Source organism: Devosia alba (genome assembly GCF_039938915.1).
In the GTDB taxonomy this organism is placed as follows: Bacteria; Pseudomonadota; Alphaproteobacteria; order Rhizobiales; family Devosiaceae; genus Devosia; species Devosia alba.
On sequence record NZ_JBDUUI010000002.1, the window covers coordinates 360,875 to 385,832 of the forward strand.

The following is a 24,958-nucleotide window of genomic DNA, read 5'->3' on the forward strand; positions in this document are numbered from 1 at the left end:
GGGTCAGCCCTCCACCGCCTCAGGCGTCGGCTCGGGCGGTGGTGGCTCAATGCCCGCAGCGGCGAGGATTTCGGCCAGCTTGGGATCAAGCAGCTCGGACGCCGGCAGCTGAATGCCAAAATTGCTGCTCAGCACCTCACGCATTTCCGCCACGCTGGTCAGCAGGCGCACCGCCGGCTCGCTGCCTCCGGCGTAGGTGGTGAAGCGGTTGTTGCGCAGCGCCAGCCGCTGGCCAGCGGGCGACAGCGCCACGCGCAGCTCGCCGCGGAACTGCGAGGCCGGATCGGTGGACAGGAAGGTGTTGGACGCCTCGTAGTCGCCCGGCGTCGCTTCACTGGTCTCGAACGCATAGACCGGTCGCCAGCTGTCGGCAATTTTGCTTTCGAGCTGCCACACCGGATCGCCGCCGGTGAGCCGGAATGTCTCATGCGGCGTGGCCTGCTCGGCATCAGTCTTGAGCTTGAGCGGCGCGGTCAGCGTCAGCCCGCCAAAGCCCACATCGGCAATATAGCTGGAGCCGCCAATCTCCACGGCCAGCAGCATGTGATGCGCCGGGCCCGCGACATTGTCCGGATTGTTCCACAAGACGCGCGCCGCCAGTCCGCGCACGGTAAATTCAAGCTCCTCGAGCACCGCCTTGAGCAGCAGATTGTGCTCATAGCAGTAGCCGCCCCGCCGCTCGGTCAGCAGCTTGGTCTGCAGGCTCGCCAGGTCGATATTGACCGGCAGGCCCAATAGGGGATTGAGGTTTTCAAAGGCAATGGCTGCCGGGTGCAGCGCGTGCAGCGATTCGAGGGTCGCCAAGGTCGGGGCGATGGAGCCGGCGAAGCCGATTCGCTCGAAATAGCCTTTCAGATTGACCTTTTGGCGCATCAGCCACCCTTATCGCTATTGTCGGACTGGGCCAATATGGGTGATCGGTCGCCCGCTGTCACCGTGGCCGATTTACCATTTCAGTGCGTCATGGGGCTAGACAGGGGCCATTTGCACCGTGGGGCCGCGCGCGGCGGCGCCGATTGATGGCATTGTGCCGCTCAGGCGCGGGTACCGGCCCGACGCACGCGGATCACCACATCGACATGGCTGACCTCCATGCCCGTGGGGGCGGTGGGGAGCTTGGCGAATTCAACGGCGGTGGCCGGGATATCGATCATCCGCTGCTCGTCTTCCACATAGAAATGGTGGTGATCGGAGGTGTCGGTGTCAAAATAGGAGCGGGCGGCATCCACCGCCACTTCGCGCAGCAGGCCCGCTTCGTGGAACTGGTGCAGTGTATTGTAGATGGTGGCCAGGGAGACATTGACCCGCGCCTCGCCAGCTTCGCCGTGCAATTGCTCGGCGCTGACATGGCGGTGGGGGCCACCGAACAGCAATTCGGCCAGCGCCACGCGCTGCCGGGTCGGGCGAAGGCCGGCCATGCGCAGCACTGCCGTGAGGCACGGTTTGCGCGACGGATGTGACCGGACGGTCTGGCTACGATCAGTCATGGGGTCCTTGAATGCTCGAAAGGGCCGGAAGATGCTGGGGTTCTTATAGCGACCACGCCCCGCCGGCACAAGTCGGCGCGCCCTCGCCTGGCCCCGCGCGGCCAAAGCCGCCCTGGCGCCCGCTTGACCCTCCCAGCGTGCCCCTATACGAGACAAACACAAGGTTAACCGGGGTTGGATGCATGGCCGAGCGGCAAAGCGCATTTGGGTATCAAGAGCTGTTGGCGCATGGCCGGGGCGAATTGCCAGGCCAGGGCGATGCCCGCCTGCCAGCACCACCCATGCTGATGTTTGATCGCATCACCTCGATTTCGGAGGATGGTGGCGCCTATGGCAAGGGCCAGGTGCGCGCCGAGCTGGACGTCAATCCCGACCTCTGGTTCTTCCAATGCCATTTCATCGGCGATCCGGTGATGCCCGGCTGCCTGGGTCTGGACGCCATCTGGCAGATGACCGGCTTTTTCCTCAGCTGGATCGGCCAGCCCGGCAGGGGGCGCGCGCTGGGCGGCGAAATAAAGTTTACCGGCCAGGTGACCAATGACGTAAAACTGGTTGAATATGGCATCGACCTCAAGCGCGTGATGAAGGGTCGCCTGACCCTCGGTATCGCCGATGGCTGGGTCAAGGCCGACGGCAAGGTGATCTACGAGGCCAAGGAACTGCGCGTCGGCTTGTTCACCGACGCCCAGATGCAGGCGCAGCAGGGCGCCTGAACCGCCCACAAACTGACGCATTCATTAACAAGAACGCTGCAAGCAAGCGCGTCACACCAGGACTAAGCGAGGCCAAGATGAGACGAGTTGTCGTCACCGGCATGGGCATCATTTCCTCGATCGGCAATTCGCTCGACGAGGTGGCCGCAAGCCTGCTTGCGGCCAAGCCAGGCATTGTGTTTGCCCAGGATTATGCCGATTTGGGCTTCCGCAGCCAGGTCAAGGGCGATCCGCGCCTGGACCCGTTTGAGCTGCTTGATCGCCGCGTCACCCGCTTCATGGGCAAGGGCGCGGCCTGGAACTATCTGGCCATGCAGCAGGCCATCGCCGATGCGGGTCTCGAAGACAGCGACATTTCCAACCCTATGACCGGCATTGTCATGGGCTCGGGCGGCGCTTCCACCCGCACCATTGTCGAGGCCGCCGACATCACCCGCAAGAATTCCAGCCCCAAGCGCATTGGTCCCCTGGCTGTGCCCAAGGCCATGGGATCCACCGCCTCGGCGACGCTGGCCACCGCCTTTGGCATCAAGGGCGTGAACTACACCATCACCGCCGCCTGCGCGACCTCCAAGCATTGCATCGGCAATGGCATGGAGCAGATCATGCTGGGCAAGCAGGATATCGTGTTTGCCGGCGGCCATGAGGATCTCGACTGGACCCTGTCGAACCTGTTCGACGCCATGGGGGCCATGAGTTCAAACTTCAACGCCACTCCCGACAAGGCCTCGCGCTGCTACGACGTCAATCGCGATGGCTTCGTGATTTCCGGCGGCGCCGGTGTGCTGGTGCTCGAAGAATACGAACACGCCAAGGCGCGTGGCGCAAAAATCTGGGCCGAACTGGTCGGCTATGGCGCCACCTCCGATGGCCTCGACATGGTTGCGCCCTCGGGCGAGGGCGCGGCGCGCTGCATGCAGATGGCGCTGAAAAATGTCGGTCCCAAGGTCGACTACATCAACCCCCATGCCACCTCGACGCCCGTCGGCGACCTCAAGGAAATCGAAGCCATTCGCGACGTGTTCGGCGATGCGAGCAAGTGTCCGCCCATCTCGGCCACCAAGTCGTTGACCGGCCACAGCCAGGGCGCCACCGGCGTGCATGAATCGATCTATTCGATCCTGATGATGAAGCACCGTTTCATCGCCGCCAGCGCCAATATCGACCAGCTCGACCCGGCCTTTGAAGACATGCCCATCATCCAGCAGCGGCGCGATGACGTTGATCTGGGCGTGGTGCTGTCCAACTCGTTCGGCTTTGGCGGCACCAACGCCGCCCTGGTGTTCAAGCACCCCGATGCTTAAGCCACCCGCGGGGGCCCCCTTCGCCTCCTGAGGGGGAGGAAAAGCCGGCGCCTAAAACGAAAATTCCGAAAACCGGGCCCCCTGGCTGTCATAGGTCAGCACCCGTCCGATCAGCGGTTCGCCAATGCCGGTGAGCAGCTTGATCGCTTCCATGGCCATCAGCGTGCCGATGACGCCGGTAAGGGGGCCCAATATGCCGGTGGCTTCGCAACTGGGCAGATCATCGTCACTGGCGGCCTCGGGATAGAGATCGGCAAAGCGCGGCCCGTCCGGCACAAACACCGTCACCTGGCCATCAAACATCGACACTGCGCCCGATACCAGTGGCCGCTGCAGCGCCTCGGCCGCTGCGGCTACGGCGCGGCGGGTAGCCAGATTGTCGGTGCCATCAAGCACCAGATCATAATCGGCCAGGATGGCGGCGGCAGTGGCGGGCGTCAGCCGCTCGGTATGCAGTCGGACAGTGATTTCAGGGTTCAGCGCCTGCACGAATCGTTCGGCGCTCGCCGCCTTGCCCATGCCGATCCCGGCGGTGGTGTGGATCATCTGCCGCTGCAGATTGGACAGCGAGACGGTGTCGTTGTCGATGATGCCCAGCGTGCCGACGCCTGCTGCCGCCAGATAGGCGATGGCCGGACTGCCCAGCCCGCCGGCACCCACCACCAGCACCCGTGCCGCCTTGAGCGCCTGCTGACCGCGCCCGCCCATGCCCTTGAGCACCAGATGGCGCGCATAGCGCCGGGTTTCGGCGGCGGAAAGGGGGTCAGAGGCCAAGGGGTACCACCATGAAGCGGCGGTCCGGGCCTTCAAAGCCAAAGCTGTAGACCGAGATGATGCCAAGCGCCTGGCTGAGCGGTTGGTCCGCAAACGGCTGCACCACGCCAAACAGCCGATACTCGACCGGACAACCGCGCGAGCGGGGCAGGCTGGTATCTTGATGCACCACGCGCTCGCCGTTCTCATCGCTGATGCTCAATGAATAGCCCTGCGGCACCGCGTCGAACCATTCCGCGCAGGGCGTCGATGAAACCGTGTCGAACTGGGTCAGCGTCAGCGTATAGCTGCCGATAATCGCGCCGGGTTCGAAGCCGGGCGCGCCAAAGCGCAGGGTTTTCCCGTCGGCATCGGCCGCGCCGTCCCCGATCATGGCGATCAATTCGCCCGGCACCTCAATGCCCAGCGTGGCAATGTTATCGGCCGCCCTGGCCCGCGCGGCGGCGCGAATGTCGCTCAGCGTCGTTCGCTCCTCGTCGGCCTGCAGGCGGAACGGCGTGCCGACCACCCAGCTGTCCTCGACCAGATCCACGACATAGATGCTGGAATAGGCAAAGCCCGAGCCATCCTGAATGCCGAATTCCTCAAACGCGAAATAGCTGCCATCGGCCGAATAGCCGATCAGGTCGATCTGGGCCCGGTCGCCCGCCAGGGCCGGCCCGGCCAGCAGGGCGAGCATGCCCACAAGGCTAGCGGCCCGTCGAACCATGCCCGCCATCGCCGCGTTCAGTCTCATCCAGTGTCTCCCTTTCGACCAGGGTAACGGCACTCACCGGTGCCACCACCATCTGCGCAATACGCTCGCCCCGCCGCACCACAAACGGGGTGGTGCCGTGATTGATCAGCACGACCTTGATCTCGCCGCGATAATCGGCGTCCACCGTGCCGGGCGCATTGAGCACCGTAATGCCATGCTTTGCCGCCAGTCCCGAGCGCGGCCGGATCTGCGCCTCATAGCCCTGCGGCAGGGCAATGGCCAAGCCGGTCGGGATCATCGCATAGGCGCCCGGGGCAATCTCGATCGTCGCATCGGGCGCCAGTGCCGCTGCCAGATCGAGCCCGGCCGCACCAGCTGTCTGCTGTGCCGGCAGCTTCAGTCCGCGCCCATGCTCAAGCCAGCGCAATGGAATGGCGATCGGGCTGGTGGGCATAACTGGCTCGAATCCTTGGCTTATTTGCGCTAAGACTAGGGCGTCGCTGCAGCGCGGGCAAGCGGCATGCTGCTACAGAGTCAGCACCCGCCACAGCACGGCCAGCAGCGTCACTGCGGCGAGGCCGATCAGCCCCAGCAGCGCCCGGCGCAGCACCAGATCGGCGGGCTGTTGCTTTCTGGCGTGGTAATCGGCCAGCGCCAATTCGGCCTGGGCCAGTATTGCCGGTACCCTTCCGGCCGCCTCGGCCGCAGTCTTGAGGTGTTCGCCCAGGCTTTCGATCTGGCCCATGGGCCCGGCCTGCTTGCGCAACCACTCACCCACCACCGGCTCGGAGACGCTCCAGATATCCAGATCGGGATCGAGCGCCCGCGCCACGCCTTCCACCAGCACCATGGATTTCTGCAACAACACCAGTTCGGGCCGGGTCTGCATGTCAAACAGATCGGTGATCGCGAATAATTGTCCGAGCACGCGGGCCATCGAAATGTCGGCGGCGGTGCGGCCATGCAGCGGCTCGCCGATCGAGCGGATCGCCAGCGCAAAATCGTCGACCGACTGGCCCTTGGGCACATAGCCGATATCGAAATGCCGCTCGGCCACCATGCGATAATCACGGGTGATGAAGCCATAGAGGATATCGGCGAGAAAGCGGCGTTCCTGGCGGTTGATGCGGCCCATAATGCCGAAATCGACGGCAATCACATCGCCACTGCGCGGATCGGCAAACAGATTGCCCGGATGCATGTCGGCGTGAAAAAACCCGTCGCGAATGGCATGGCGCAAAAAGCTCTGCAGCAGATTGGCGGCCAGCGCCTTGCGATCGACGCCCGCCGCGTCCAGCGCGGCGTGCTCGCGGATCGGGATGCCATCGACCCAGCTGGTGGTCAGCACATTCTGCGCCACGTGGTCCCAGCTGACCGAGGGAATGACAAAGCCGGTATCGTCCTTGATATTCTCGGCCATCTCGGAGATCGACGCCGCTTCCAGCCGCAGATCGAGCTCAAGTTGCGCCGAGCGATCCAGCGTTTCCACGACCTCAACAGGGCGCAGCCGCTTGGTTGAGGCGGCAAAGCGATTGGCCAGCCGGGCGGCGGCGTAAAAGCTCTCGATATCGGCCATGAAGCGGGCCTGCACGCCGGGGCGCAGTATCTTGACCGCGACAATCTTGTTGGGTCCATTGGCCGGCTTGAGCGTGGCGCGATGCACCTGGGCGATCGAGGCGGCCGCGATGGGCGCGCTCAGCTCGGTCAGCTCGGCCGCCTTGTCTTCCAGCGCCGCCGCCAGAATGCCGGGCACCAGGGCGGCATCAAACGGATCCATGCGGTCCTGCAGGCCAGCCAGATCATTGGCGATGGCGGCCCCGACCACGTCGGGCCGCGTGGCCAGGGTCTGGCCAAATTTGACATAGGTGGGCCCCAGCAGGTTCAGCGCCCTGGTCAGCCGCTCGACATGGCCGGTCTTGCGCACGCTGGGGCGCTCGATCAACCGGCCCAGCCAGATGCCGGCACGCAGCGGCGCCAGAGCGGGCGGCAGATCCCTGGTCGAGATGATCGAAAGCGCGCCCTCGCGGGCCAGGACATAGCCGGCGCGCAGCAGGCGGAAATAGGCGGAAAACAGCATGCGCTAGAGCTTCCAGCCAGAAAACAGCGTGGCGATATTGCCGCTGAACGGGGTGAATTTGGCGCGCTTGAAGCCCGCCTGGCTCAGCATGGACTGGAACAGCGTCGGGTTGGGGAATTTGCGGATCGATTCCACCAGATACTGATAGGGCTGCGCGTCGCCGGTCACCAGCTTGCCCATGGGGGGGATCAGTGTATCCGAGAATGCCTTGTAGATGGCGTCAAGCCCGGGCACATCAACCTGGCTGAATTCGAGCACCAGAATCCGGCCGCCGCGCTTGAGCACGCGATGGGCCTCGTTCAGCGCCTGCTGGATGCGCGGCACATTGCGAATGCCAAAGGCAATCGTATAGGCGTCAAAGCTATTGTCCGCGAACGGCAGCTCTTCGGCATTGGCTTCGACAAAGCTGGCCTGCGCCGGAAAGCGCCAGCCCTTGGCGCGCTCGGCCCCGACCCGCAGCATGTCTGAATTGATGTCGGAGACCACCACTTCGGCATAACCCACCGAGGCATTGATGATGCGCTCGGCAATATCGCCGGTGCCGCCGGCCATATCGAGCACCCGATAGGGCCGCGAGCCGGACTTGGGCGGCGCCAGATCGGCGACCATGGCATCCTTCCAGATCCGGTGAATGCCCATGCTCATCAGATCATTCATCAGGTCGTAGCGATCGGCCACACCGTGGAACACCTGGTTGACCATGCCCTGCTTGTCGTCCAGCGCAACAGTCTGCTCGCCGAAATGGGTGGTCTCGCGCGCCTCGGTCATGGCTATGCTCTTAATCTGTAATGATGTTGGCGCGCACCATATAGAAGCGTTATGGGCTTTGCCAATCGCGCAAAGCCGCACAGGTAAAGAGGATCGCCATGCCCGAGCTGCCCGAGGTCGAAACCGTGCGACGCGGCCTGCAGCCCTGGCTGGAAGGCGCGCGCATCAATCACGTCACCCTCAACCGTCCCAATCTGCGCTTTCCCTTCCCGCAGGGCCTGGCCGATGGGCTGGCGGACAGCACCATTGTCGCGGTGGGCCGCCGCGCCAAATATCTGCTGATCGAGCTCTCCAATGGCAAGACGCTGCTCAGCCATCTGGGCATGACCGGCTCCTGGCGCTTTGCCGAACACGGCATCGACAAGCCACCGCGCTATTATGAAACCGCGACCCCGCCCAAGCACGATCACCTGGTGCTCGATCTCGATCATCCCGCGCACGGCAGGAGCCATCTCATCTATGCCGATCCGCGCCGCTTCGGTTTTGTCGATCTCTATGATGACATCACCCTCAGCCCCTATCTGCTGGGCCTGGGTCCCGAGCCGCTGGGCAATGACTTCAATGCGGCGGCGATGGCCGACAAATTTGCCGGCAAGAAGACCCCGATCAAGGCCGCACTGCTCGACCAGCGCGTGGTGGCGGGACTGGGCAATATCTATGTCGCCGAGGCACTGCACCGCGCCCATATCCTGCCCACCGTGCTGGCTGGCGCGCTGGTGACCGCCAAGGGCAAGCCCAAACCGGCGCTGGAGCAGCTGGCGACCGGCGTGCGCACCGTCCTCAACGAGGCCATCGCCTCGGGCGGCTCCACCCTGCGTGACTTCCGCAATGCCGAGGGCGGCAATGGCTATTTTCAGCACAATTTCGCCGTCTATGACCGCGAGGGCGACCCCTGCGCCACCCCTGGCTGCACTGGTGTGGTCCAGCGCATCGTCCAGTCGGGCCGATCCACCTTCTTTTGTCCCGTCTGCCAGACCAAACCCTGACCCAGGCTGGTCTGAATCCAGTTGACGCTCGGGCCGGCATCCCCTATAGACCGCGCAACTTGGCGGCTATCGATAGGCCGCCGATTTTCATTTTCATCCCGGACGCATGCGACCTCGTGGCGCGATCGGCCGGTTGGACGCCAAGAGGACCATTATGGCCAATACGCCTTCAGCCAAAAAGGCTACCCGCAAGATTGAAGCCCGCACGGCGGTCAACAAGTCGCGCCGTTCGCGCGTGCGCACCTTCATCCGCAAGGTTGAAGAAGCCATTACCGCCGGTGATCACAAGCTGGCCATGGAAGCCCTGGCAGTCGCGGCTCCCGAGATCGCCCGCGCTTCCAGCAAGGGCATTGTTCATGCCAATCTGGCCGCGCGCAAGGTCAGCCGTTTGAACAGCCGGGTGAAGGCGCTCAGCGCTTAACTGCCGGCAAGTCTGGCGCCTGCAAGGCAGCCGGTCACCTGACGAAACGGGGCTCCGCAAGGGGCCCTTTTTGTTTGTATGGTAGTGAGTATCGTTTTTCGGCTGGCCCTGGATAGATCATTGTCGTGACGCCGCTTGCCAGCGTGCCCGATCGTGTCAACCGACGGCATTTCTTGAGCCCTCATAGGGATTTGGCCCGGTGCTGGCCATTGTTGAAACGGGAAGCACCACCACGTGGCAGGAAATAATCTGACCTTCCGGAAATAAATTTTTTTCCGACCAGATTACCCCCGGACGCGAATCTGCGTTGAGTCCCAGCGCCTTGCCCGGAAGGGGTCGGGACCCTTCGATGGGACCCAAAAATACAACCTCAGAGTCAAGCCCCCATTTTGCTGATTCCACGGTTGCGAGCCCCATATCGTGCCTCTAAAGTAAGCCCGTCAGCTTGAGAGACGGCGCCGTCAATGAGCGTCTGACTGAGCTGTCGGGGTCATTTTTCGGGGCGTAGTTTTTAGCAAAAGCTCGGCTGATGCCGGGATGGTTTCAGACGGTGAAGACCGTGTCTCCAGCCCTCGTGGTTGGTGGTATGATCGGGGCCGAAGCGTTATTATTAAGCCATTGGCCTTGTACGGCCGGGTTCATGACAGTGGAATAGATAAACCCCGCCGGTCCATTCCGGCGGACAGGAATAATGCGTTCGCATGAGCGGGGGCAGGGGCGAAGCCATGGCTGTGTGGGCAAACACAGAGCAGCCAGGGCGCAGACAGATGCAGACCGGACTTTGCGGACCGGTCGAACAGTTAAAACGGGGCACACTTGATGACGCGACAGGCGACCGCTGGCAGGGACAATTGGCCTGAGACCAATGCTGCAATGACAAGCACAATCAACAAGGGCGATAATCCTGTCATGACCACCTCCGATTCCAGTGAAGCCCAACGTGAGCTGTGGACCCGGGTTCGCGCCCGCATCAAGACTGCTGTGGGCGTGGATGTGTTCACCTCCTGGTTCGCCAGCCTCGAGCTGGAAGAAATCGTCGATGACGTGGTGCATCTGTCGGCCCCGACGCGTTTTCTGTGCTCATGGGTCCAGTCCAACTATGCCGAGCGCCTGCTCGAGGCCTTCCGTCAGGATCTTGCCGAAACCGACCGCATCCAGGTGACGCTGCGCGTCAATGGGCAGGCCCGTCCGCGCTTTACCCCGGCTGCCGCTGAACCCATGGCCAGCGACGCGCCCAACCCACCCGCCGCGCCGACACAGGCCCCGCTCGCCAGCATGGCGCGCTTCCCGCGTGACACCGCCGCTGCCAAGGGCGATGCCCTCTCGGGCAGTGCCATTGATGCGCGCATGACCTTTGACAGTTTCGTGCCGGGCGCTGCCAATGAAATGGCCTTCGGCGTTGCCAAGCAGATCGCCAATGCAGCCGCCAACAACACGGTCACCTTCAACCCGGTCTACATCCATTCCACCGTCGGGCTGGGCAAGTCCCATCTGCTCAACGCCATTGCGCACGCCGTACAGCAGGCCGACAGCACCAAGAACATCGTCTATCTGACCGCCGACCATTTCATGTACCATTTCATCACCGCCGTGCAGCGCCAGTCCGCGCTCGGCTTCAAGGAATGGCTGCGCCGCGTCGATCTGCTGCTGATCGATGACATGCAGTTCCTGCAGGGCAAGTCGGCCACCGAATTCGGGCACACGCTGGGCACGCTGCTCACCGGGGCCAAGCAGGTCGTGGTGGCCGGCGATGCGCCGCCGCGTGATCTTGAAATGCTCGATGAGCGCGTCCGCTCGCGGCTCTCGGGCGGGCTGGTGGTGCCGATCTCGGGCTTTGATCTCGAACTGCGTCGCGCCATCGTGCAGCGCCGGGCCGACCAGTCCACCGCCCGCTACGGCATGCACTTCCCGGCACCCGTCATCGACTACATCTCGCGCGCCGTGATCAGCCATGGCCGGGATCTGGATGGCGCCGTCAACCGTCTGGTGGCCGCCAACCAGCTGACCGGCGAACTGATCACCGTGCCGCTGGCCGAAAAGACCCTGGGCGATCTGATCCGCAACCGCGAGGCGCGCCGGGTCCGCATCGAAGACATTCTGCGTATCGTCTCGCGCCACTACAAGGTGCCGCGCAACGAACTGCTCTCGGCCCGCCGCTCGCGCGACGTGGTGCGCCCGCGCCAGATTGCCATGTTCCTGGCCAAGGCGCTGACATCGCGCTCGCTGCCCGAAATCGGCCGGCGCTTTGGCGGCCGCGATCACACCACCGTGCTGCACTCGGTGCGCAAGGTTGAGTCCATGATCAAGGATGACGTGGAGCTGGGTCAGGAAATCGAACTGCTCAAGCGCATGCTCGAAGAGTAGCGCTGCGCAAGACTGACGAAAATGGCGGGCCCGGTGCCCGCCATTACTGTTTCCAAGGCTAGTTTTTGGGCCTGACGGGCAGGTCCTGTTCCATGAAATCGGCAAAGGCCTGCTGGTAGTCCGGATGCCAGCGCGACAGCGCCGGACGGTTCTCGATAATGTCCATGGCGTTCCACAAGATGCGCTTGTGGTCGATTTCATTGGGCGTTTCTTCGTCCGGGCACAGGATGAAGAAGCGGTCCCGCGCGATCGCTGCCGCCATATAGTCGACCACCTGTTCGGGCCGCCAGGCGCCGGGGCGATGTTCGGCGTCGCCCGTCGTGGTCCAGCCCGGGATCAGCAGATGCGCGCTGATGGCGCAGCCCTCGCGCTCGCGCAGATCGCGCGCCAGGTTTTGGCTATAGGCATTCACGGCGGCCTTGGACGTATTGTAGGCCGGATTGCCCGGCGGGTTGGTCAGCCCCTGCTTGGAGCCGGTATTGATGATCACCCCCTGGCGCCCTGCCGCCAGCATGCCCGGCAGAAACGCCTGCACGCCATTGACCGGCCCCAATACATTGACCGCAAACACGCGCTGCCAGTTTTCATTGGCATCGAGAATCCCGCCCGGCCCGCCACTGACAAAGGCTGCCGCATTGTTCATCAGCAGGGTCGGGCTGCCCAATTGCTGCTCCACCTGCCGGGCGAAACCAAGCATGGCGGCGGTGTCGCTGACATCGACCCGTTCCACCACCAGATTGGCGCCGCCCACCACGCCCGCCAGTTCGGCGCCGATTGTGGCCAGCTTGGCCGCGTTGATGTCCACCAGGGCGATTTTCATGCCTGCTGCGGCAGCACGTCGCGCCGCCGCCCGGCCAATGCCACTGGCGCCGCCGGTAATCACCGCCACGCCGTCGGCTGCAAAACATTCGGCCATCCGGGCCTCCTCTTGTTTCCTGTGCCCCAAACCTAGTCCGATTTGCCCGCCGATACAGCCCGTTCGGCCGCACGCATTTGCTGGGTGCAAAGCGCTTGCTGCCCTTGCGTTTTGGTCACCAAATTGTAAATGTCCACACCCCGCCCGCCGGGAGTTTATGCTGCATTTGTGCAGCCGCGTAGTGCCAGGGAAGTCGTCGCATGAAAGTCACGCTCGAACGCAATCACCTGCTCAAGTCACTGAGCCATGTGCACCGGGTTGTGGAACGCCGCAACACCTATCCCATTCTGGCCAACGTGCTGTTCAAGGCCAGCGATGACAAGGTCGAGCTGCGCGCCACCGATCTGGATATCGAGGTCACCGAATCGGTGCCGGCCATGGTCTCGACGCCCGGCACCACCACGGTGCCGGCGCATACGCTCTATGAGATTGTCCGCAAGCTTGCCGATGGCGCCGAAGTGCGGCTTGAGACCGATGGCGGCGAGAACATGGTTCTCACCTCCGGCCGTTCGCGCTTCAATCTGGCCTGCCTGTCGCCCGACAGCTTCCCCGACCTCAAGTCCGGCGCCTTTGGCCATGAGTTTTCCATGCCAGTCACCGCGCTGCGCGAGCTGATCGAGCGCACCCAGTTCGCCATCTCCAATGAGGAGACGCGCTACTATCTCAACGGCATCTATTTCCACACCGTCGACATATCCGGCACCGGCACCGTGCTGCGCGCCGTGGCCACCGATGGTCACCGCATGGCGCGCGCCGAGATCGACGCGCCCGAGGGCGCCAAGGGCATGCCCGGCATCATCGTTCCGAAAAAGACCGTCGGCGAAGTCCAGAAGCTGCTCGATGGCGCCGATGGCGAAGTGCTGGTGGAGGTCTCCGAGACCAAGATCCGCTTTGCGGTGGGTGAAGTCGTGCTGCTCAGCAAGCTGATCGAAGGCACCTTCCCCGATTACGACCGGGTGACCCCCAAGAACAACGACAAGCAGATGACGGTCGACCGCGCCAGCTTCGCCACCGCCGTCGACCGCGTCTCTACCATTGCCTCCGAGCGCGGCGGCAAAGCGGTCAAGCTGCACGCCACGGACGGCCTGCTCGAGCTGTCGGTGACCAATCCCGATCACGGCACGGCCAGCGAGGAACTGGCGGTGGAATTTGACACGGACGGCTTCGAGATCGGCTTCAACGCCCGCTATTTGCTCGACATTATCGGCCAGATCCGCTCCGAGAGCGCCATCTTCATGTTCAACGACGCCGGCTCGCCGACGCTGGTCAAGGATGACGGCGAAACCCGCGCGCTCTACGTGCTGATGCCGATGCGCGTCTAATCGTTCGGTGAACTGACTGTCCACACGCGATGCCCCCTTCTCCCCTTTAGGGAGAAGGTGCCCAAAGGGCGAATGAGGGGTCTGCAATGGTTGGCATGGCTAAGCTGACTGGTCTAACCCCTCACCCGTCCCGGCTTCGCCGATCCACCCTCTCTCTCAAGGGGAGAGGGGAAGAAGGCAAATGATCCGCCATCTCTCCCGCCTGCGTCTCACCGCCTTCCGCAATTATGCGGCGGCGGCGCTTGATCTTGATTCCCGCCATGTCGTGCTGACCGGCCCCAATGGCGCCGGCAAGACCAATCTGCTGGAGGCGATTTCCCTGCTCTCGCCCGGCCGGGGCCTGCGCCGTGCCGCTTTCGAGACCGTGCAGGCGCACGACGCCGATCTGGGCTGGGCCGTGGCCGCGACGGTGGAAACGGCCGATGGTCCTGCCGATATAGGCACCGGTGCCGCGCCCGATGGCGGCCGTCGGGTCCGCATCAATGGCGCCAATGCCCGCTCGGTCGAGGCGATGAGCGATTATCTGCGCGTGCTTTGGCTCACCCCGGCCATGGACGGCCTGTTCTCGGGCCCGGCGAGCGATCGGCGGCGCTTTCTGGACCGGCTGGTGACCACGCTGATCCCCAGCCATTCGGCCGCGGTCAATGACTATGAAAAGGCCATGCGGCAGCGCAACCGACTGCTCGAAGACCATGGCGACCCCGCCTGGCTGGGGGCCATCGAGGCGCAGATGGCGGAGCTGGGCGCCTCCATCCATCTGGCCCGCACCGACAGTCTGAGCCATTTGCAGACCCTGATCGGACAGAGCCTGGACGATGCCAGCTTCCCTGCCGCCCATCTGGCGCTGACGCCGCTGTTTGCCGAAACTGTCGAGCCGGACGCCTCAGCGGCGCTTGAGACCGTGTTGAGCGAGAGCTGGCAGCGCAGCCGCGGTCGCGATCGTGCGGCCGGGCGCACCCTGGTCGGCCCCCATCGGGTGGATCTGGAGGTCACCTATGCCCAGAAATCCATTCCGGCTGCCCTGGGCTCCACTGGCGAGCAGAAGGCGCTGCTGATCGGGCTGATCCTGGCCCATGCCCGGCTGGTCAAATTGCGCACCACCATCACCCCGTTCCTGCTGCTCGACGAGATCGCCGCCCATCTCGATCCGGATCGCCGCCGGGCGCTGTTCGTGGCCCTCGATGGCCTCGGCACGCAGTGCTTTTTGACCGGCACGGACCGCGTCCTGTTCGAGGCTCTGGGCGAGCGCGCCCAGACCATTACCGTGCGCGACGGTCGCTTGCAGCACGACTAGGGCAAAACCCCGGCATTTGCCCTGAAAACGGCCATTTTGCTTGGGGATACCACCCCGTTCCGCTAGAACAAAAGCACTCTGAAACTGACTGATTCGGACCCCATGACCGATAGCGAAAATCCCGTTCCCGAAGAATATGGCGCCGACAGCATCAAGGTGCTGCGTGGCCTCGATGCCGTGCGCAAGCGCCCCGGCATGTATATCGGCGATACCGATGATGGTTCCGGCCTGCACCACATGGTCTATGAGGTGGTCGACAACGCGATTGACGAGGCTCTTGCCGGCCACGCCGACCTGGTCAATGTCACCCTCAATGCCGATGGCTCGGTGTCCGTCAACGACAATGGTCGTGGCATCCCGACCGGCATTCACAAGGAAGAGGGCATTTCGGCCGCCGAGGTCATCATGACCCAGCTCCATGCCGGCGGTAAGTTCGACCAGAACTCCTACAAGGTCTCGGGCGGTCTGCACGGCGTGGGTGTTTCGGTGGTGAACGCGCTCTCGGCCTGGCTCAAGCTCAATATTCGCCGAGACGGCGGCGTCTTCGAGATGAGCTTCACCCATGGCGACTCCGACGCGCCGCTCAAGCAGATCGGCAGCTATGTCGAGAACAAGCAGGCCGGTGTCTATGAAGGACGTAGCGGCACCGAGATTACCTTCTTCCCGTCCGACAAGACCTTCACCATGGTCGAGTTCGACTTCAAGACGCTTGAGCATCGCCTGCGCGAGCTCGCCTTCCTCAATTCGGGCGTGCACATCCTGCTCAATGACAACCGTCATCCCGAGCCGGTCAGCGTCGACCTGTTCTATGAGGGGGGGCTCGAAGCCTTCGTCAACTATCTCGACAAGTCCAAGACGCCGGTAATCGAGCGACCGATCACCATGATCAGCGAAAAGGACGGCATCACCGTCGAAGTCGCGCTGCAGTGGAACGACAGCTACCACGAGAACGTGCTGTGCTTTACCAACAACATCCCGCAGCGCGATGGCGGCACCCATCTGGCTGGCCTGCGTGGCGCGCTGACGCGCCAGGTGACCAGCTATGCCGAAAGTTCAGGCATTGCCAAGCGCGAGAAGGTTTCGCTGACCGGTGACGACACCCGCGAAGGCCTGACCTGCGTGCTCTCGGTCAAGGTGCCCGATCCAAAGTTCTCCAGCCAGACCAAGGACAAGCTGGTCTCGTCCGAAGTGCGGCCGGTGGTGGAGAACATCGTCAACGACAAGCTCGGCCAGTGGTTTGAAGAGCATCCCGCCGAAGCCAAGGTCATTGTCGGCAAGGTGGCTGAAGCCGCCGCCGCCCGCGAGGCCGCCCGCAAGGCGCGCGAACTGACCCGCCGCAAGGGTGCGCTGGAAATTTCCTCGCTGCCCGGCAAGCTCGCCGACTGCCAGGAACGAGATCCGGCCAAGTCGGAAATCTTCATCGTCGAGGGTGACTCCGCCGGCGGCTCCGCCAAGCAGGGCCGCGACCGCTCCAATCAGGCCGTGCTGCCCCTGCGCGGCAAGATCCTCAATGTCGAGCGCGCCCGTTTTGACCGCATGATCTCCTCCGATCAGGTCGGTACGCTGATCACCGCGCTCGGCACCGGCATTGGCCGCGAAGAGTTCAACGTCGACAAGCTGCGCTACCACAAGATCATCATCATGACCGATGCTGACGTGGACGGCGCCCATATCCGCACCCTGCTGCTGACCTTCTTTTATCGGCAGACGCCCGAGCTGCTCGAACGCGGTCACATCTACATCGCCCAGCCACCGCTCTACAAAGCCACGCGCGGCAAGTCCGAGCAATATCTCAAGGACGAGCGGGCGCTTGAAGACTATCTGCTCGATTACGGCCTGGACGAAGCGGTGTTCAAGACCCAGCACGGCACCGAGCACGCTGGCGCCGATCTGATGGGCATCCTGCAGCAGGCCCGCGATATCGTCAAAGCTATCGACAATCTCAATACCCGCTACAATCGCAGCCTGGTTGAACAGGCCGCCATTGTCGGCGGGCTCGATCCCGAAGGTCTCAGCGACCCCGCACGCATCAACGAGACCCTGAGCCGCGTAGCCAACCGGCTCGACCGCATCTCGGACGAACTCGAACGCGGCTGGGCCGGCGTCATCACCGACGAAGATGGCCTGGCCTTCTCGCGCACCGTGCGCGGCGTGGAGGAAACCCACCAGCTCGACCAGTCGCTGATGCAGAGCGCCGATGCGCGCAAGCTGCGCCAGCTGGCCGACCGGCTCGACGAGATCTATGGCGGCGTGCCAACCCTGGTCCGCAAGGGCGAGACCACCCAGATCTTTGGCCCCGCTTCGCTGTTCAAGACCGTGACCGACGCCGGCCGCAAGGGCGTCTCGCTGCAGCGCTACAAGGGCCTCGGGGAAATGAACGCGTCCCAGCTCTGGGAAACCACGCTCGACCCCAATGCCCGTACCCTGCTCAAGGTCGAGGTGAACCAGACCGACGAAGCCGACCAGATCTTTACCGCCCTGATGGGCGACCTGGTCGAACCGCGTCGTGAATTCATCGAGGAAAACGCCCTCAGCGTGTCCAATCTGGACGTTTAGCGCGCAACCATCGCTATTGCACTGCCGGCAGGGGCCCCTCCACCATCGGTGTCGGGGTCCCCTGCCATGTCAGGCGGTAGATCGCCCCCTGGCGGACTGATTGCACCGCTGCCGGGCGCAGCGCGGCAAAGCAGGTGCCGCCGCTGTGGCGCACCGAAGGGTAAATCACGCCATTGAGCCCTTCGGCGCGGGCCGCCTCGGCCAGCCGATTGCCAATCGGGTAAGCGGTGGCCGGGTCCGGCCCCAGGGCGGCGTGCTCGGGCACCTGCCGCAGGTCGAGATAGCCGCCTGCCAGGCTGCAATACATTTCGGTGTAATCGATCACCGCCTCATAGACGCCCGTATCGGCGAGGAAACGGGTGAGGTGAAAGCGCACTTCAACCAGGCAGGTTTCCACGCTCAGCGCCGCATACCAGGCGCCCCGACTGGCGCCATTGAAGCGGTTGGGCTGCTGCGGCCGGGCATAGGCAAAGGCGGCATTGATGAAATGGACGTGCGGCACGTCATAGACCAGTTCATTGGCGGCGAGGCCGGAAATGCCCCGGTCCTGCGCCAGCTGCCGCGTGCTGGTTGCCCCCTCGATTTCCGCCAGCAGGGCCAGTTCATCTTCGCCATCGGCCAGCGCTGCCAGCACCGATTCGCGCAGCCGCGCCGTGGTCACCAGCCGGACCGTGGTGGGAAAGGCCACGGTAACAATTGGCACGCCATCAATGGCCAATCACAGGCCCCCGCGTACGGCGTCGACATAGCGCCGCACCTCAAGCATTTGCGGAATGCCACCCCTGATCATCGATGCGATGGGCGTCTGCTGACTGAAGAGCGGTCCCTTATTGTCCAGCTGCAGCCAGCGATCGGCCATGTCGTCGGCAAACAGCAGGTGCAGGCCCTTGTAGATACCGACCAGCGCGGAAATCCGCGTCATCTGGTCCTGGCTGAGCAGCTTGTCCTTGCCACCCTGTTTCATGCGCTCCCAGGTGCTGCTCGACACATCCAGCAGTGCCGCCGCCTGTTGCCCGGTCAGGCCCCAGTGACCGACCAGGCGCCGATAGGCCTTCAGCGCCACCGCTGACAGCCGCGCCCGATCGGCCTCGGCCGAAAAATCCTGCCAATCGCGCGGCTCGACCTGACCCAGCATCGTTCGCTCCATCAAATGAATACGGGTATATACGTCATATGATGGTAATTGTCCAGTTTTTGCAGCGGTCCGATCAGGGCAGGCGATAGCGCGTGGCCGCGCAGCCATTGGCCCGCCAATAGGCATCCACCGGGGTGAAGGTTCCCCTGGCCAATTGTTCGACGCGAGCCGCAACGGCCATGGCCTGACACTCGTCCCGACCTGCTACCACATGGACCATTTCGTGCAGTACGGTCAGCACCCGCAACTCATCGGCGCCGGGGGTGAAAAATTGCGGACACAGCACCAGCGGCACGCGCCCGTCCACCGGTGGTAGCCGCACAAAGGCGGCATACCGGCTGCACGACCCACTCGCCTCGCCGCGGATCGTCAGGTCCACCACGTTTTGTCCCGCCCAGCTGCCGCCCGAGAACGGCCGCAGGGCCAGCGCGTCATGATAGGCAGTGACATTGACCCCGAACAGCGTCGCGTCGAGCTGCGGCAGTGCCCGCTCCAACTGCCCCAGCGCGCCGTCCATGGCCCGCTCCAGCACGGCCTGATCGTCCGCCTGCGCCGCCGGCACCAGACACAGCAGGGCCATGGCGCTCATTGTCCCTAGTATCCAGCGCATGGCTAAGCCCGCATCGGGCGCAGCACATTGCGGATGGCAAAGCTCGACTGAATCCGGGTCACGCTGGGCAGTCGCGACAGCACTTCGGTGTGCAGCCGTTCATAATCCGAGACGCTGGCCGCCTCCAGCCGCACCAGATAATCGGTCATGCCGGCCATCAGATAGCATTCGCGCACTTCGGCACAGCCGCGCAGCGCCTGCTCGAAGCGCCGCAACACATCGTCGGTCTGGCGTTCCAGGGTAATCTGCACGATGGCCACAATGGTGTCGCCCGGCGTCGGCTCATCGATAATGGCGGTATAGCCGCGGATCACGCCGCTGCTTTCCAGTTCGCGCATGCGCCGCAAACAGGCCGAGGGCGATAGCCCCACCGCATTGGCCAGGCTGGCATTGCTGATACGGCCATCACGCCGCAACTGGGTCACTATTGCCTGATCCATCTGGTCCATCACGAACAACTTTCTATCGAAACGCCGCACAATCGTGTGTCTGGCCGAAATGCTTGCAATTTTCTGTCAACAAAGTGAAGGACATTTCACTGCTTCTACGTCAGATTTGTGGCTGGATACCGGCCAGTGGCGGACCGGTCGTGTCGGGGGTGGCAATCATGCGGGTTATCGTTCTGGGCGGCGGCGTTATCGGCGTGACGACGGCCTATTATCTGGCCAGAGCCGGCCATGCGGTAACCGTGCTGGAGCGCGCCGAAGCCGTGGCGCTGGAAACCAGTTTCGCCAATGCCGGCCAGATATCACCGGGCTATTCCTCGCCCTGGGCCGCGCCGGGCGTGCCGCGCAAGGCGCTCAAATGGCTGTTCATGGAACACGCGCCGCTGATCGTGCAGCCCAGAATGGATGCGGCGACCATCCGCTGGTGCCTGGCCATCCTGCGCAATTGCACCATCAAGCGCTATCAGGTGAACAAGTCGCGCATGGTGCGGCTGGCCGAATATAGCCGCGACCAGCTCAAGGCGCTGCGCGCCGATACCGGCATTGCCTATGATCACCGTGGCCAGGGCACGCTGCAGCTGTTCCGCACGCAAAAACAGGTCGATGACGCCCACAAGGACACCGAGGTACTGGCGGCCGACGGGGTGGATTTCGAAGTGCTCGACGCGGCCGGCTGCATTGTCGCCGAGCCCGGTCTGGCCAATGCCCGCGACCGGATCGCCGGCGGCCTGCGCCTGCCCAATGACGAGACCGGCGACTGCTACACTTTCACCACCAGGCTCGCCGACCTGGCCCGGCAACTGGGCGTCGATTTCCGCTTCGGGGTCAGCGTTGCTGGTCTGGTTACCGAAGGCGACAGGGTGCGCGCCGTGCGCACCAATCAGGGCGAGTTCGACGCCGACATCTTTGTTGGCGCCCTGGGCAGCTTTACCCCCGCCATGGTCAAGCCGCTCGGGCTCGACCTGCCGGTCTATCCGGTCAAGGGCTATTCCATCACCGTGCCCATCATTCATGCCGACCGCGCCCCGGTCTCCACTGTGCTCGACGAAAGCTACAAGGTCGCCGTCACCCGGCTGGGTGACCGCATCCGCGTCGGCGGCATGGCCGAAATTGCCGGTTTTGATACCACTTTGCATGACCGTCGCCGCAGGACGCTCGAACATGTGGTCACCGATCTGTATGGCGATGCCGGCGATATCAGCAGCGCCAGTTTCTGGACCGGCCTGCGGCCGATGACGCCCGATGGCACGCCGGTCGTGGGCCCAACACGCTATCCCAATTTCTATCTCAATACCGGTCACGGCACGCTGGGCTGGACAATGGCCTGTGGCTCGGCCCGGGTTCTGGCCGACCAGATTGGCGGCCAGAAGCCGGAAATCGACACCCACGATCTCGGTCTGGCGCGCTATGCCTGAGCGGCCGCGCCGTGACCATCGGGCAACAGCCCCGTCCGCACGGTCGCCCGCCCCATAAACCAGCCACATTTTACCGGGAGAAGCACTGCTGTGGCCGCGCGATCGGCACTGCTCGCTGGGCAGCGCCTCGCGAGTCGGTCAGGATCGACCTTTAACCACCTGCTAACCTCCTGTTTCCCATTGGCACGGAACGGAGTAGAAGCGGCCAAAGGTTTTCTTGTGGGTTCGCTTGATGGATTTTCGCATTTCCGCCGATGACCGCGTTGGCGCTCAGCCCAAAAAGCCGAGCAAGCCCCGGGCCGAAAGCCGCAGCAAGGGCGCACGTGTCGAACCCTCCATGGGAAAATCGGCTGGCATTTTCAGCAGCGGCGAGCGCCCGGTTGGCGGCGCCGGCAGTGGTCCCAAGGGCGGCGGCAAGCCACCGCGCCGCGGCAAGGCGACAACAGGGCGGGGCCGCAAGCCACGCAAATCGCGCAGCGGCGGCTTCCTTATGGGCCTGCTCTGGTGGGGCTTTGTCGCCTGTCTCTGGGGCGGTATCGCTGTTGCCGGCATCATCGTCTATTACGGCGCACAACTGCCAAGCTCCAACACCTGGGCCGTGCCCGACCGGCCGCCCAATATCCGCATTCTGGCGGCTGATGGCAGCCTGATTTCCAATCGCGGCAAGACCGGCGGCGAGGCGGTGACCTATCGCGAACTGCCCTATTATGTGCCCGCCGCCATCATCGCCAGCGAAGACCGCCGCTTCATGAGCCATTTTGGCGTCGATCCGATCGGCATGGCCTCGGTCGCGCTCGAAATGATCAAGGCGCGCGGCGTTACCCGCGGTGCTTCCACCATTACCCAGCAGGTGGCCAAGAACCTGTTCCTGACCCCCGACCAGACCCTGGGGCGCAAGGTACAGGAAGCCATTCTGGCGATCTGGCTGGAGCAGAATTATACCAAGGAAGAGATCCTCGAACTCTATATGAACCGCGTCTATTTCGGCGCTGGTGCCACTGGCATCGAGGCCGCAGCGCAGACCTATTTCGGCGTCTCCGCCCGCAATCTCGCGCTCGGTCAGGCCGCCATGCTGGCCGGCATTCTGCCCGCTCCCTCGGCCTATAATCCCAAGTCCAGCCCCGAAAAGGCCATCCAGCGCCAGCGCCTGTCGCTCAACGCCATGGCTGAGGAGGGTTATATCACGCCCGAAGAAGCCGCGGCCGCCCAGATCGACCCCGATCAGAGCGTGCGCACCCGCGTCGCCGGTTCGGAATCCTATGTCGCCGACTGGGTCGAAAGCCTGATGACCGCCTATATTGGCGACATCGAAAGCGACGTGGTCGTGCAGACCACTATCGACTACAAGATGCAAAAGGACGCCGAATTCATCGTGCGGGAACAGGTCGCGGCCGAAGGCGCCAAACGCGGCTTCTCCCAGGGCGCCCTGGTGGCCATGGATGTGGATGGCAAGGTGCGCGCCATGGTGGGCGGCGTCGATTATCAGGCCAGCCAGTATAATCGCGCGGTTACCGCCAAGCGCCAGCCCGGTTCCACCTTCAAGCCCTTCGTCTATATGGCGGCCATGGAAAAGGGCTATACGCCTGACACTTTGGCCGAGGATGCCCAGTTCGACTATAATGGCTGGAGCCCGCGCAATGCCTCGGGCAAATATGCCGGCACCGTCACCCTGCGGCAGGGCCTGGCCTATTCGATCAATACCATCGCGGCCCGTCTGGCCATCGACGTCACCCCCCAGGCGGTGATCGACGTCGCCACACGGATGGGCATTTCCTCGCCGCTGATCGCCGTGCCCTCAATCGCCCTGGGTACCCAGGAAGTGAACCTGCTTGAACTGACCAGCGCCTACGCTCCTTTCGCCAATGGCGGCATGGGCGTGATCCCCAATGTCATCACCCGCATCGAATCCAAGGCGGGCGACGTGCTCTATGAAGCCTCCGATGCCGGCCCTGGCCGCGTCATCGCCCCCGATGTGCTGGCCAAGATGGACGATATGCTGCGCACCGCCGTCGAGGTGGGTACCGGCAAGCGCGCCAACCTTGGTGACTGGCAGGTTGGCGGCAAGACCGGCACCAGCCAGAACGCGCGCGACGCCCTGTTTGTCGGCTACACCGCGGCAATGGTCACCGGCGTCTGGCTCGGTAACGACGACGACACCAAGACCACCCTGTCGGGCGGCAATGTGCCGGCCACCATCTGGTCGCAGTTCATGACCAAGGCGCTGCAGGGCCAGCCCGTCGCCCCCATTCCCGTCGGCAGCTATGAAGGCCAGCTGGCCAGCCAGCAGGTGATTGACCCCAGCACCGGCCAGGTCGTTATCGATCCCAATACCGGCCAGCCGCTGGTGCAATATGTCGACGCGGCGACCGGCCTGCCGGTGCAGACCATGACCGATCCGGCCACCGGCCAGGTCGTGCAGATTGATCCGGCCACCGGCCAGCCCCTCGCCGGCGGCGCCCAGCCGATCCAGTCGGGTGAGGCGCTGGCGCCCGCGACCGGCCTGCCCGAGGGCGGCCTGATTGTTGACGCCAATGGCGTGCAGATCGACCCTGCCACCGGCATGCCCGTAGGGCAGGTGGTGACCGAGCAGGCTATCGATCCGGTGACCGGCTTCCCCCTGCAGCCCCAGAGCAATGGCGTCGGCCAGGCGCCGATCGACCCCGCTACCGGCCAGCCCATGATCCTGGTGGTCGACCCTGCTACCGGCCAGCAGGTCTGGGTGCCCAGTGCCCCCGCCGCGCAGCAGATCCAGCCCCCCGCCGCCGTCAATCAGCCCGTGCAGGTCAAAAAACCCCGCACCCTGATGGATTTGATGTTCGGCGGCTAATCAGCCCGAGATGCGGCGCGTGACGGCCTAGCCGCCATGCGCCATCAATTGCCGCCCATGCGCCTTGAGCCAGGCGCGGCCATGTTCCATGTCGGGCAGGGTGCGTTTGACCGTAGCCCAGAAGGCTGCCGAGTGGTTCATTTCCACCAGATGGGCCACTTCATGGGCCGCCACATAATCCAGCACGAAAGGCGGTGCCAGCACGAGCCGCCAATTGTAATTGATCGTACCCGAGGATGAGCACGAGCCCCAGCGGCTGGCCTGGCTGCGCATCTTGATGGTCTTGACGCTGACCCCCAGCCGCGCGGCATGCCAGGCGCTGCGCTCGCTCAGATCGGCATGCGCCTCATCCTTGAGCCAGTCGGTCAGCCGCCGCGCCTGATGCGCCAGATCGCCGGGCACCAGCAGCACCATTTGGCCATCATCCTCGGCGCGTTCCACCCGGCCACGCAGCTTGCCGGTGCCGATGATGCGGTGATCGACGCCGCGCAGCGGCACCACCCCGCCATCGGAAAAGCTGGCCGCCTGTGGCGCCCGCTTGATCCGGGCGGCCAGCCAATTGTGGTGGCGCAGCAGAAAGGCCTCGGCCTCAACCCATTTGCCATGCGGCGGCAGGGTCAGCACCGGCCCCCCGCTATGGGGCAGCGACAGCCGATAGCTGCGCGCCCGCGCATTGACCCGCACGGTCACGGTCACCGCAGCGCCGTCGATCTCGACCACGGTGCTGGCGGGGATTTTTGGCTTGGTGCGGAAAAACAGGTTCATGGCAGCTCGGGGAATCGCCAGCGATGATAGCGCGAATTTGCGCTGATGACTCCCCTGCGCCGCGATGGCGTCATGTTTGGG

The 24,958-nt window shown here is 63.9% G+C and carries 23 protein-coding genes; 10 read left to right on the forward strand and 13 right to left on the reverse strand.

What is annotated here, in order from left to right; genetic code table 11:
* Positions 1-3 precede the first annotated feature (3 nt).
* Positions 4-873: an arylamine N-acetyltransferase family protein gene (locus tag ABFY71_RS04330; RefSeq protein WP_347944830.1), complete on the reverse strand. Its 870-nt coding sequence runs from the start codon at positions 871-873 to the stop codon at positions 4-6.
* A gap of 161 nt (positions 874-1,034) precedes the next feature.
* Complete coding sequence (gene irrA, locus ABFY71_RS04335) at positions 1,035-1,487, reverse strand: iron response transcriptional regulator IrrA (RefSeq protein ID WP_305577208.1); 453 nt, start codon at positions 1,485-1,487, stop codon at positions 1,035-1,037.
* Positions 1,488-1,669: 182 nt separating this feature from the next.
* On the opposite strand from irrA, the gene fabA reads away from it, so the two are divergent.
* Both fabA and fabB read left to right on the forward strand, forming a co-directional pair.
* Entirely contained in the window at positions 1,670-2,200 is a 531-nt protein-coding gene (fabA, locus tag ABFY71_RS04340; protein WP_305577206.1) for a 3-hydroxyacyl-[acyl-carrier-protein] dehydratase FabA, read from the forward strand.
* A 77-nt stretch (positions 2,201-2,277) separates the two neighbouring features.
* Positions 2,278-3,504 carry a beta-ketoacyl-ACP synthase I gene (gene fabB, locus ABFY71_RS04345; protein WP_347944831.1) on the forward strand — a complete coding sequence of 409 codons (1,227 nt, stop codon included), beginning with the start codon at positions 2,278-2,280 and terminating at the stop codon, positions 3,502-3,504.
* A 51-nt stretch (positions 3,505-3,555) separates the two neighbouring features.
* On the opposite strand, the gene ABFY71_RS04350 is transcribed toward fabB, so the two are convergent.
* From ABFY71_RS04350 to ubiE, 5 genes are all read right to left on the reverse strand, one after another.
* Complete coding sequence (locus tag ABFY71_RS04350; protein ID WP_347944833.1) at positions 3,556-4,278, reverse strand: HesA/MoeB/ThiF family protein; 723 nt, start codon at positions 4,276-4,278, stop codon at positions 3,556-3,558.
* Positions 4,268-5,014, reverse strand: a complete 747-nt coding sequence (locus ABFY71_RS04355) for a DUF2259 domain-containing protein (RefSeq protein WP_347944834.1) — start codon at positions 5,012-5,014, stop codon at positions 4,268-4,270. The genes ABFY71_RS04350 and ABFY71_RS04355 overlap by 11 nt, the downstream gene beginning before the upstream one ends.
* Positions 4,968-5,429, reverse strand: coding sequence for a dUTP diphosphatase (dut, locus tag ABFY71_RS04360; RefSeq protein ID WP_305577198.1), 462 nt, complete (start codon positions 5,427-5,429; stop codon positions 4,968-4,970). Before dut ends, ABFY71_RS04355 begins: the two co-directional genes overlap by 47 nt.
* A gap of 72 nt (positions 5,430-5,501) precedes the next feature.
* Positions 5,502-7,052, reverse strand: a complete 1,551-nt coding sequence (ubiB, locus tag ABFY71_RS04365) for a 2-polyprenylphenol 6-hydroxylase (RefSeq protein WP_347944835.1) — start codon at positions 7,050-7,052, stop codon at positions 5,502-5,504.
* Between the two features lie 3 nt (positions 7,053-7,055).
* The gene (ubiE, locus tag ABFY71_RS04370; protein WP_347944836.1) at positions 7,056-7,820 is read right to left on the reverse strand and encodes a bifunctional demethylmenaquinone methyltransferase/2-methoxy-6-polyprenyl-1,4-benzoquinol methylase UbiE; all 765 of its coding nucleotides are present in this window, start codon (positions 7,818-7,820) and stop codon (positions 7,056-7,058) included.
* A 98-nt stretch (positions 7,821-7,918) separates the two neighbouring features.
* On the opposite strand from ubiE, the gene mutM reads away from it, so the two are divergent.
* From mutM to dnaA, 3 genes are all read left to right on the forward strand, one after another.
* Positions 7,919-8,806, forward strand: coding sequence for a bifunctional DNA-formamidopyrimidine glycosylase/DNA-(apurinic or apyrimidinic site) lyase (gene mutM, locus ABFY71_RS04375; protein ID WP_305577192.1), 888 nt, complete (start codon positions 7,919-7,921; stop codon positions 8,804-8,806).
* Positions 8,807-8,960: 154 nt separating this feature from the next.
* Positions 8,961-9,227, forward strand: a complete 267-nt coding sequence (rpsT, locus tag ABFY71_RS04380) for a 30S ribosomal protein S20 (protein WP_347944837.1) — start codon at positions 8,961-8,963, stop codon at positions 9,225-9,227.
* A gap of 873 nt (positions 9,228-10,100) precedes the next feature.
* Positions 10,101-11,591, forward strand: a complete 1,491-nt coding sequence (gene dnaA, locus ABFY71_RS04385; RefSeq protein ID WP_305577188.1) for a chromosomal replication initiator protein DnaA — start codon at positions 10,101-10,103, stop codon at positions 11,589-11,591.
* Between the two features lie 58 nt (positions 11,592-11,649).
* Here dnaA and ABFY71_RS04390 read toward each other — a convergent pair whose 3' ends face one another.
* A complete protein-coding gene (locus ABFY71_RS04390) occupies positions 11,650-12,507 on the reverse strand; it encodes an SDR family NAD(P)-dependent oxidoreductase (protein ID WP_347944838.1) in 858 nt (285 codons plus the stop codon).
* Positions 12,508-12,707: 200 nt separating this feature from the next.
* Here ABFY71_RS04390 and dnaN point away from each other — a divergent pair, with 200 nt between their 5' ends.
* From dnaN to gyrB, 3 genes are all read left to right on the forward strand, one after another.
* A complete protein-coding gene (dnaN, locus tag ABFY71_RS04395) occupies positions 12,708-13,829 on the forward strand; it encodes a DNA polymerase III subunit beta (protein WP_347944839.1) in 1,122 nt (373 codons plus the stop codon).
* A gap of 181 nt (positions 13,830-14,010) precedes the next feature.
* Entirely contained in the window at positions 14,011-15,123 is a 1,113-nt protein-coding gene (gene recF / locus ABFY71_RS04400; RefSeq protein WP_305577182.1) for a DNA replication/repair protein RecF, read from the forward strand.
* 102 nt (positions 15,124-15,225) lie between these two features.
* Positions 15,226-17,679, forward strand: coding sequence for a DNA topoisomerase (ATP-hydrolyzing) subunit B (gene gyrB, locus ABFY71_RS04405; RefSeq protein WP_347944840.1), 2,454 nt, complete (start codon positions 15,226-15,228; stop codon positions 17,677-17,679).
* Positions 17,680-17,692: 13 nt separating this feature from the next.
* On the opposite strand, the gene ABFY71_RS04410 is transcribed toward gyrB, so the two are convergent.
* From ABFY71_RS04410 to ABFY71_RS04425, 4 genes are all read right to left on the reverse strand, one after another.
* Positions 17,693-18,397, reverse strand: a complete 705-nt coding sequence (locus ABFY71_RS04410) for an RES family NAD+ phosphorylase (RefSeq protein WP_347944841.1) — start codon at positions 18,395-18,397, stop codon at positions 17,693-17,695.
* The gene (locus ABFY71_RS04415; RefSeq protein ID WP_305577236.1) at positions 18,398-18,814 is read right to left on the reverse strand and encodes an antitoxin Xre-like helix-turn-helix domain-containing protein; all 417 of its coding nucleotides are present in this window, start codon (positions 18,812-18,814) and stop codon (positions 18,398-18,400) included.
* Positions 18,815-18,887: 73 nt separating this feature from the next.
* On the reverse strand, positions 18,888-19,403 hold the full coding sequence (locus ABFY71_RS04420) for a hypothetical protein (RefSeq protein WP_347944842.1): 516 nt from the start codon (positions 19,401-19,403) through the stop codon (positions 18,888-18,890).
* 23 nt (positions 19,404-19,426) lie between these two features.
* Entirely contained in the window at positions 19,427-19,882 is a 456-nt protein-coding gene (locus ABFY71_RS04425; RefSeq protein ID WP_305579824.1) for an Lrp/AsnC family transcriptional regulator, read from the reverse strand.
* Positions 19,883-20,031: 149 nt separating this feature from the next.
* On the opposite strand from ABFY71_RS04425, the gene ABFY71_RS04430 reads away from it, so the two are divergent.
* Positions 20,032-21,285: a D-amino acid dehydrogenase gene (locus tag ABFY71_RS04430; RefSeq protein WP_347944843.1), complete on the forward strand. Its 1,254-nt coding sequence runs from the start codon at positions 20,032-20,034 to the stop codon at positions 21,283-21,285.
* 232 nt (positions 21,286-21,517) lie between these two features.
* Positions 21,518-24,112, forward strand: a complete 2,595-nt coding sequence (locus tag ABFY71_RS04435; protein WP_347944844.1) for a PBP1A family penicillin-binding protein — start codon at positions 21,518-21,520, stop codon at positions 24,110-24,112.
* 27 nt (positions 24,113-24,139) lie between these two features.
* On the opposite strand, the gene ABFY71_RS04440 is transcribed toward ABFY71_RS04435, so the two are convergent.
* The gene (locus tag ABFY71_RS04440) at positions 24,140-24,877 is read right to left on the reverse strand and encodes a M48 family metallopeptidase (protein WP_347944845.1); all 738 of its coding nucleotides are present in this window, start codon (positions 24,875-24,877) and stop codon (positions 24,140-24,142) included.
* Positions 24,878-24,958: the final 81 nt, after the last annotated feature.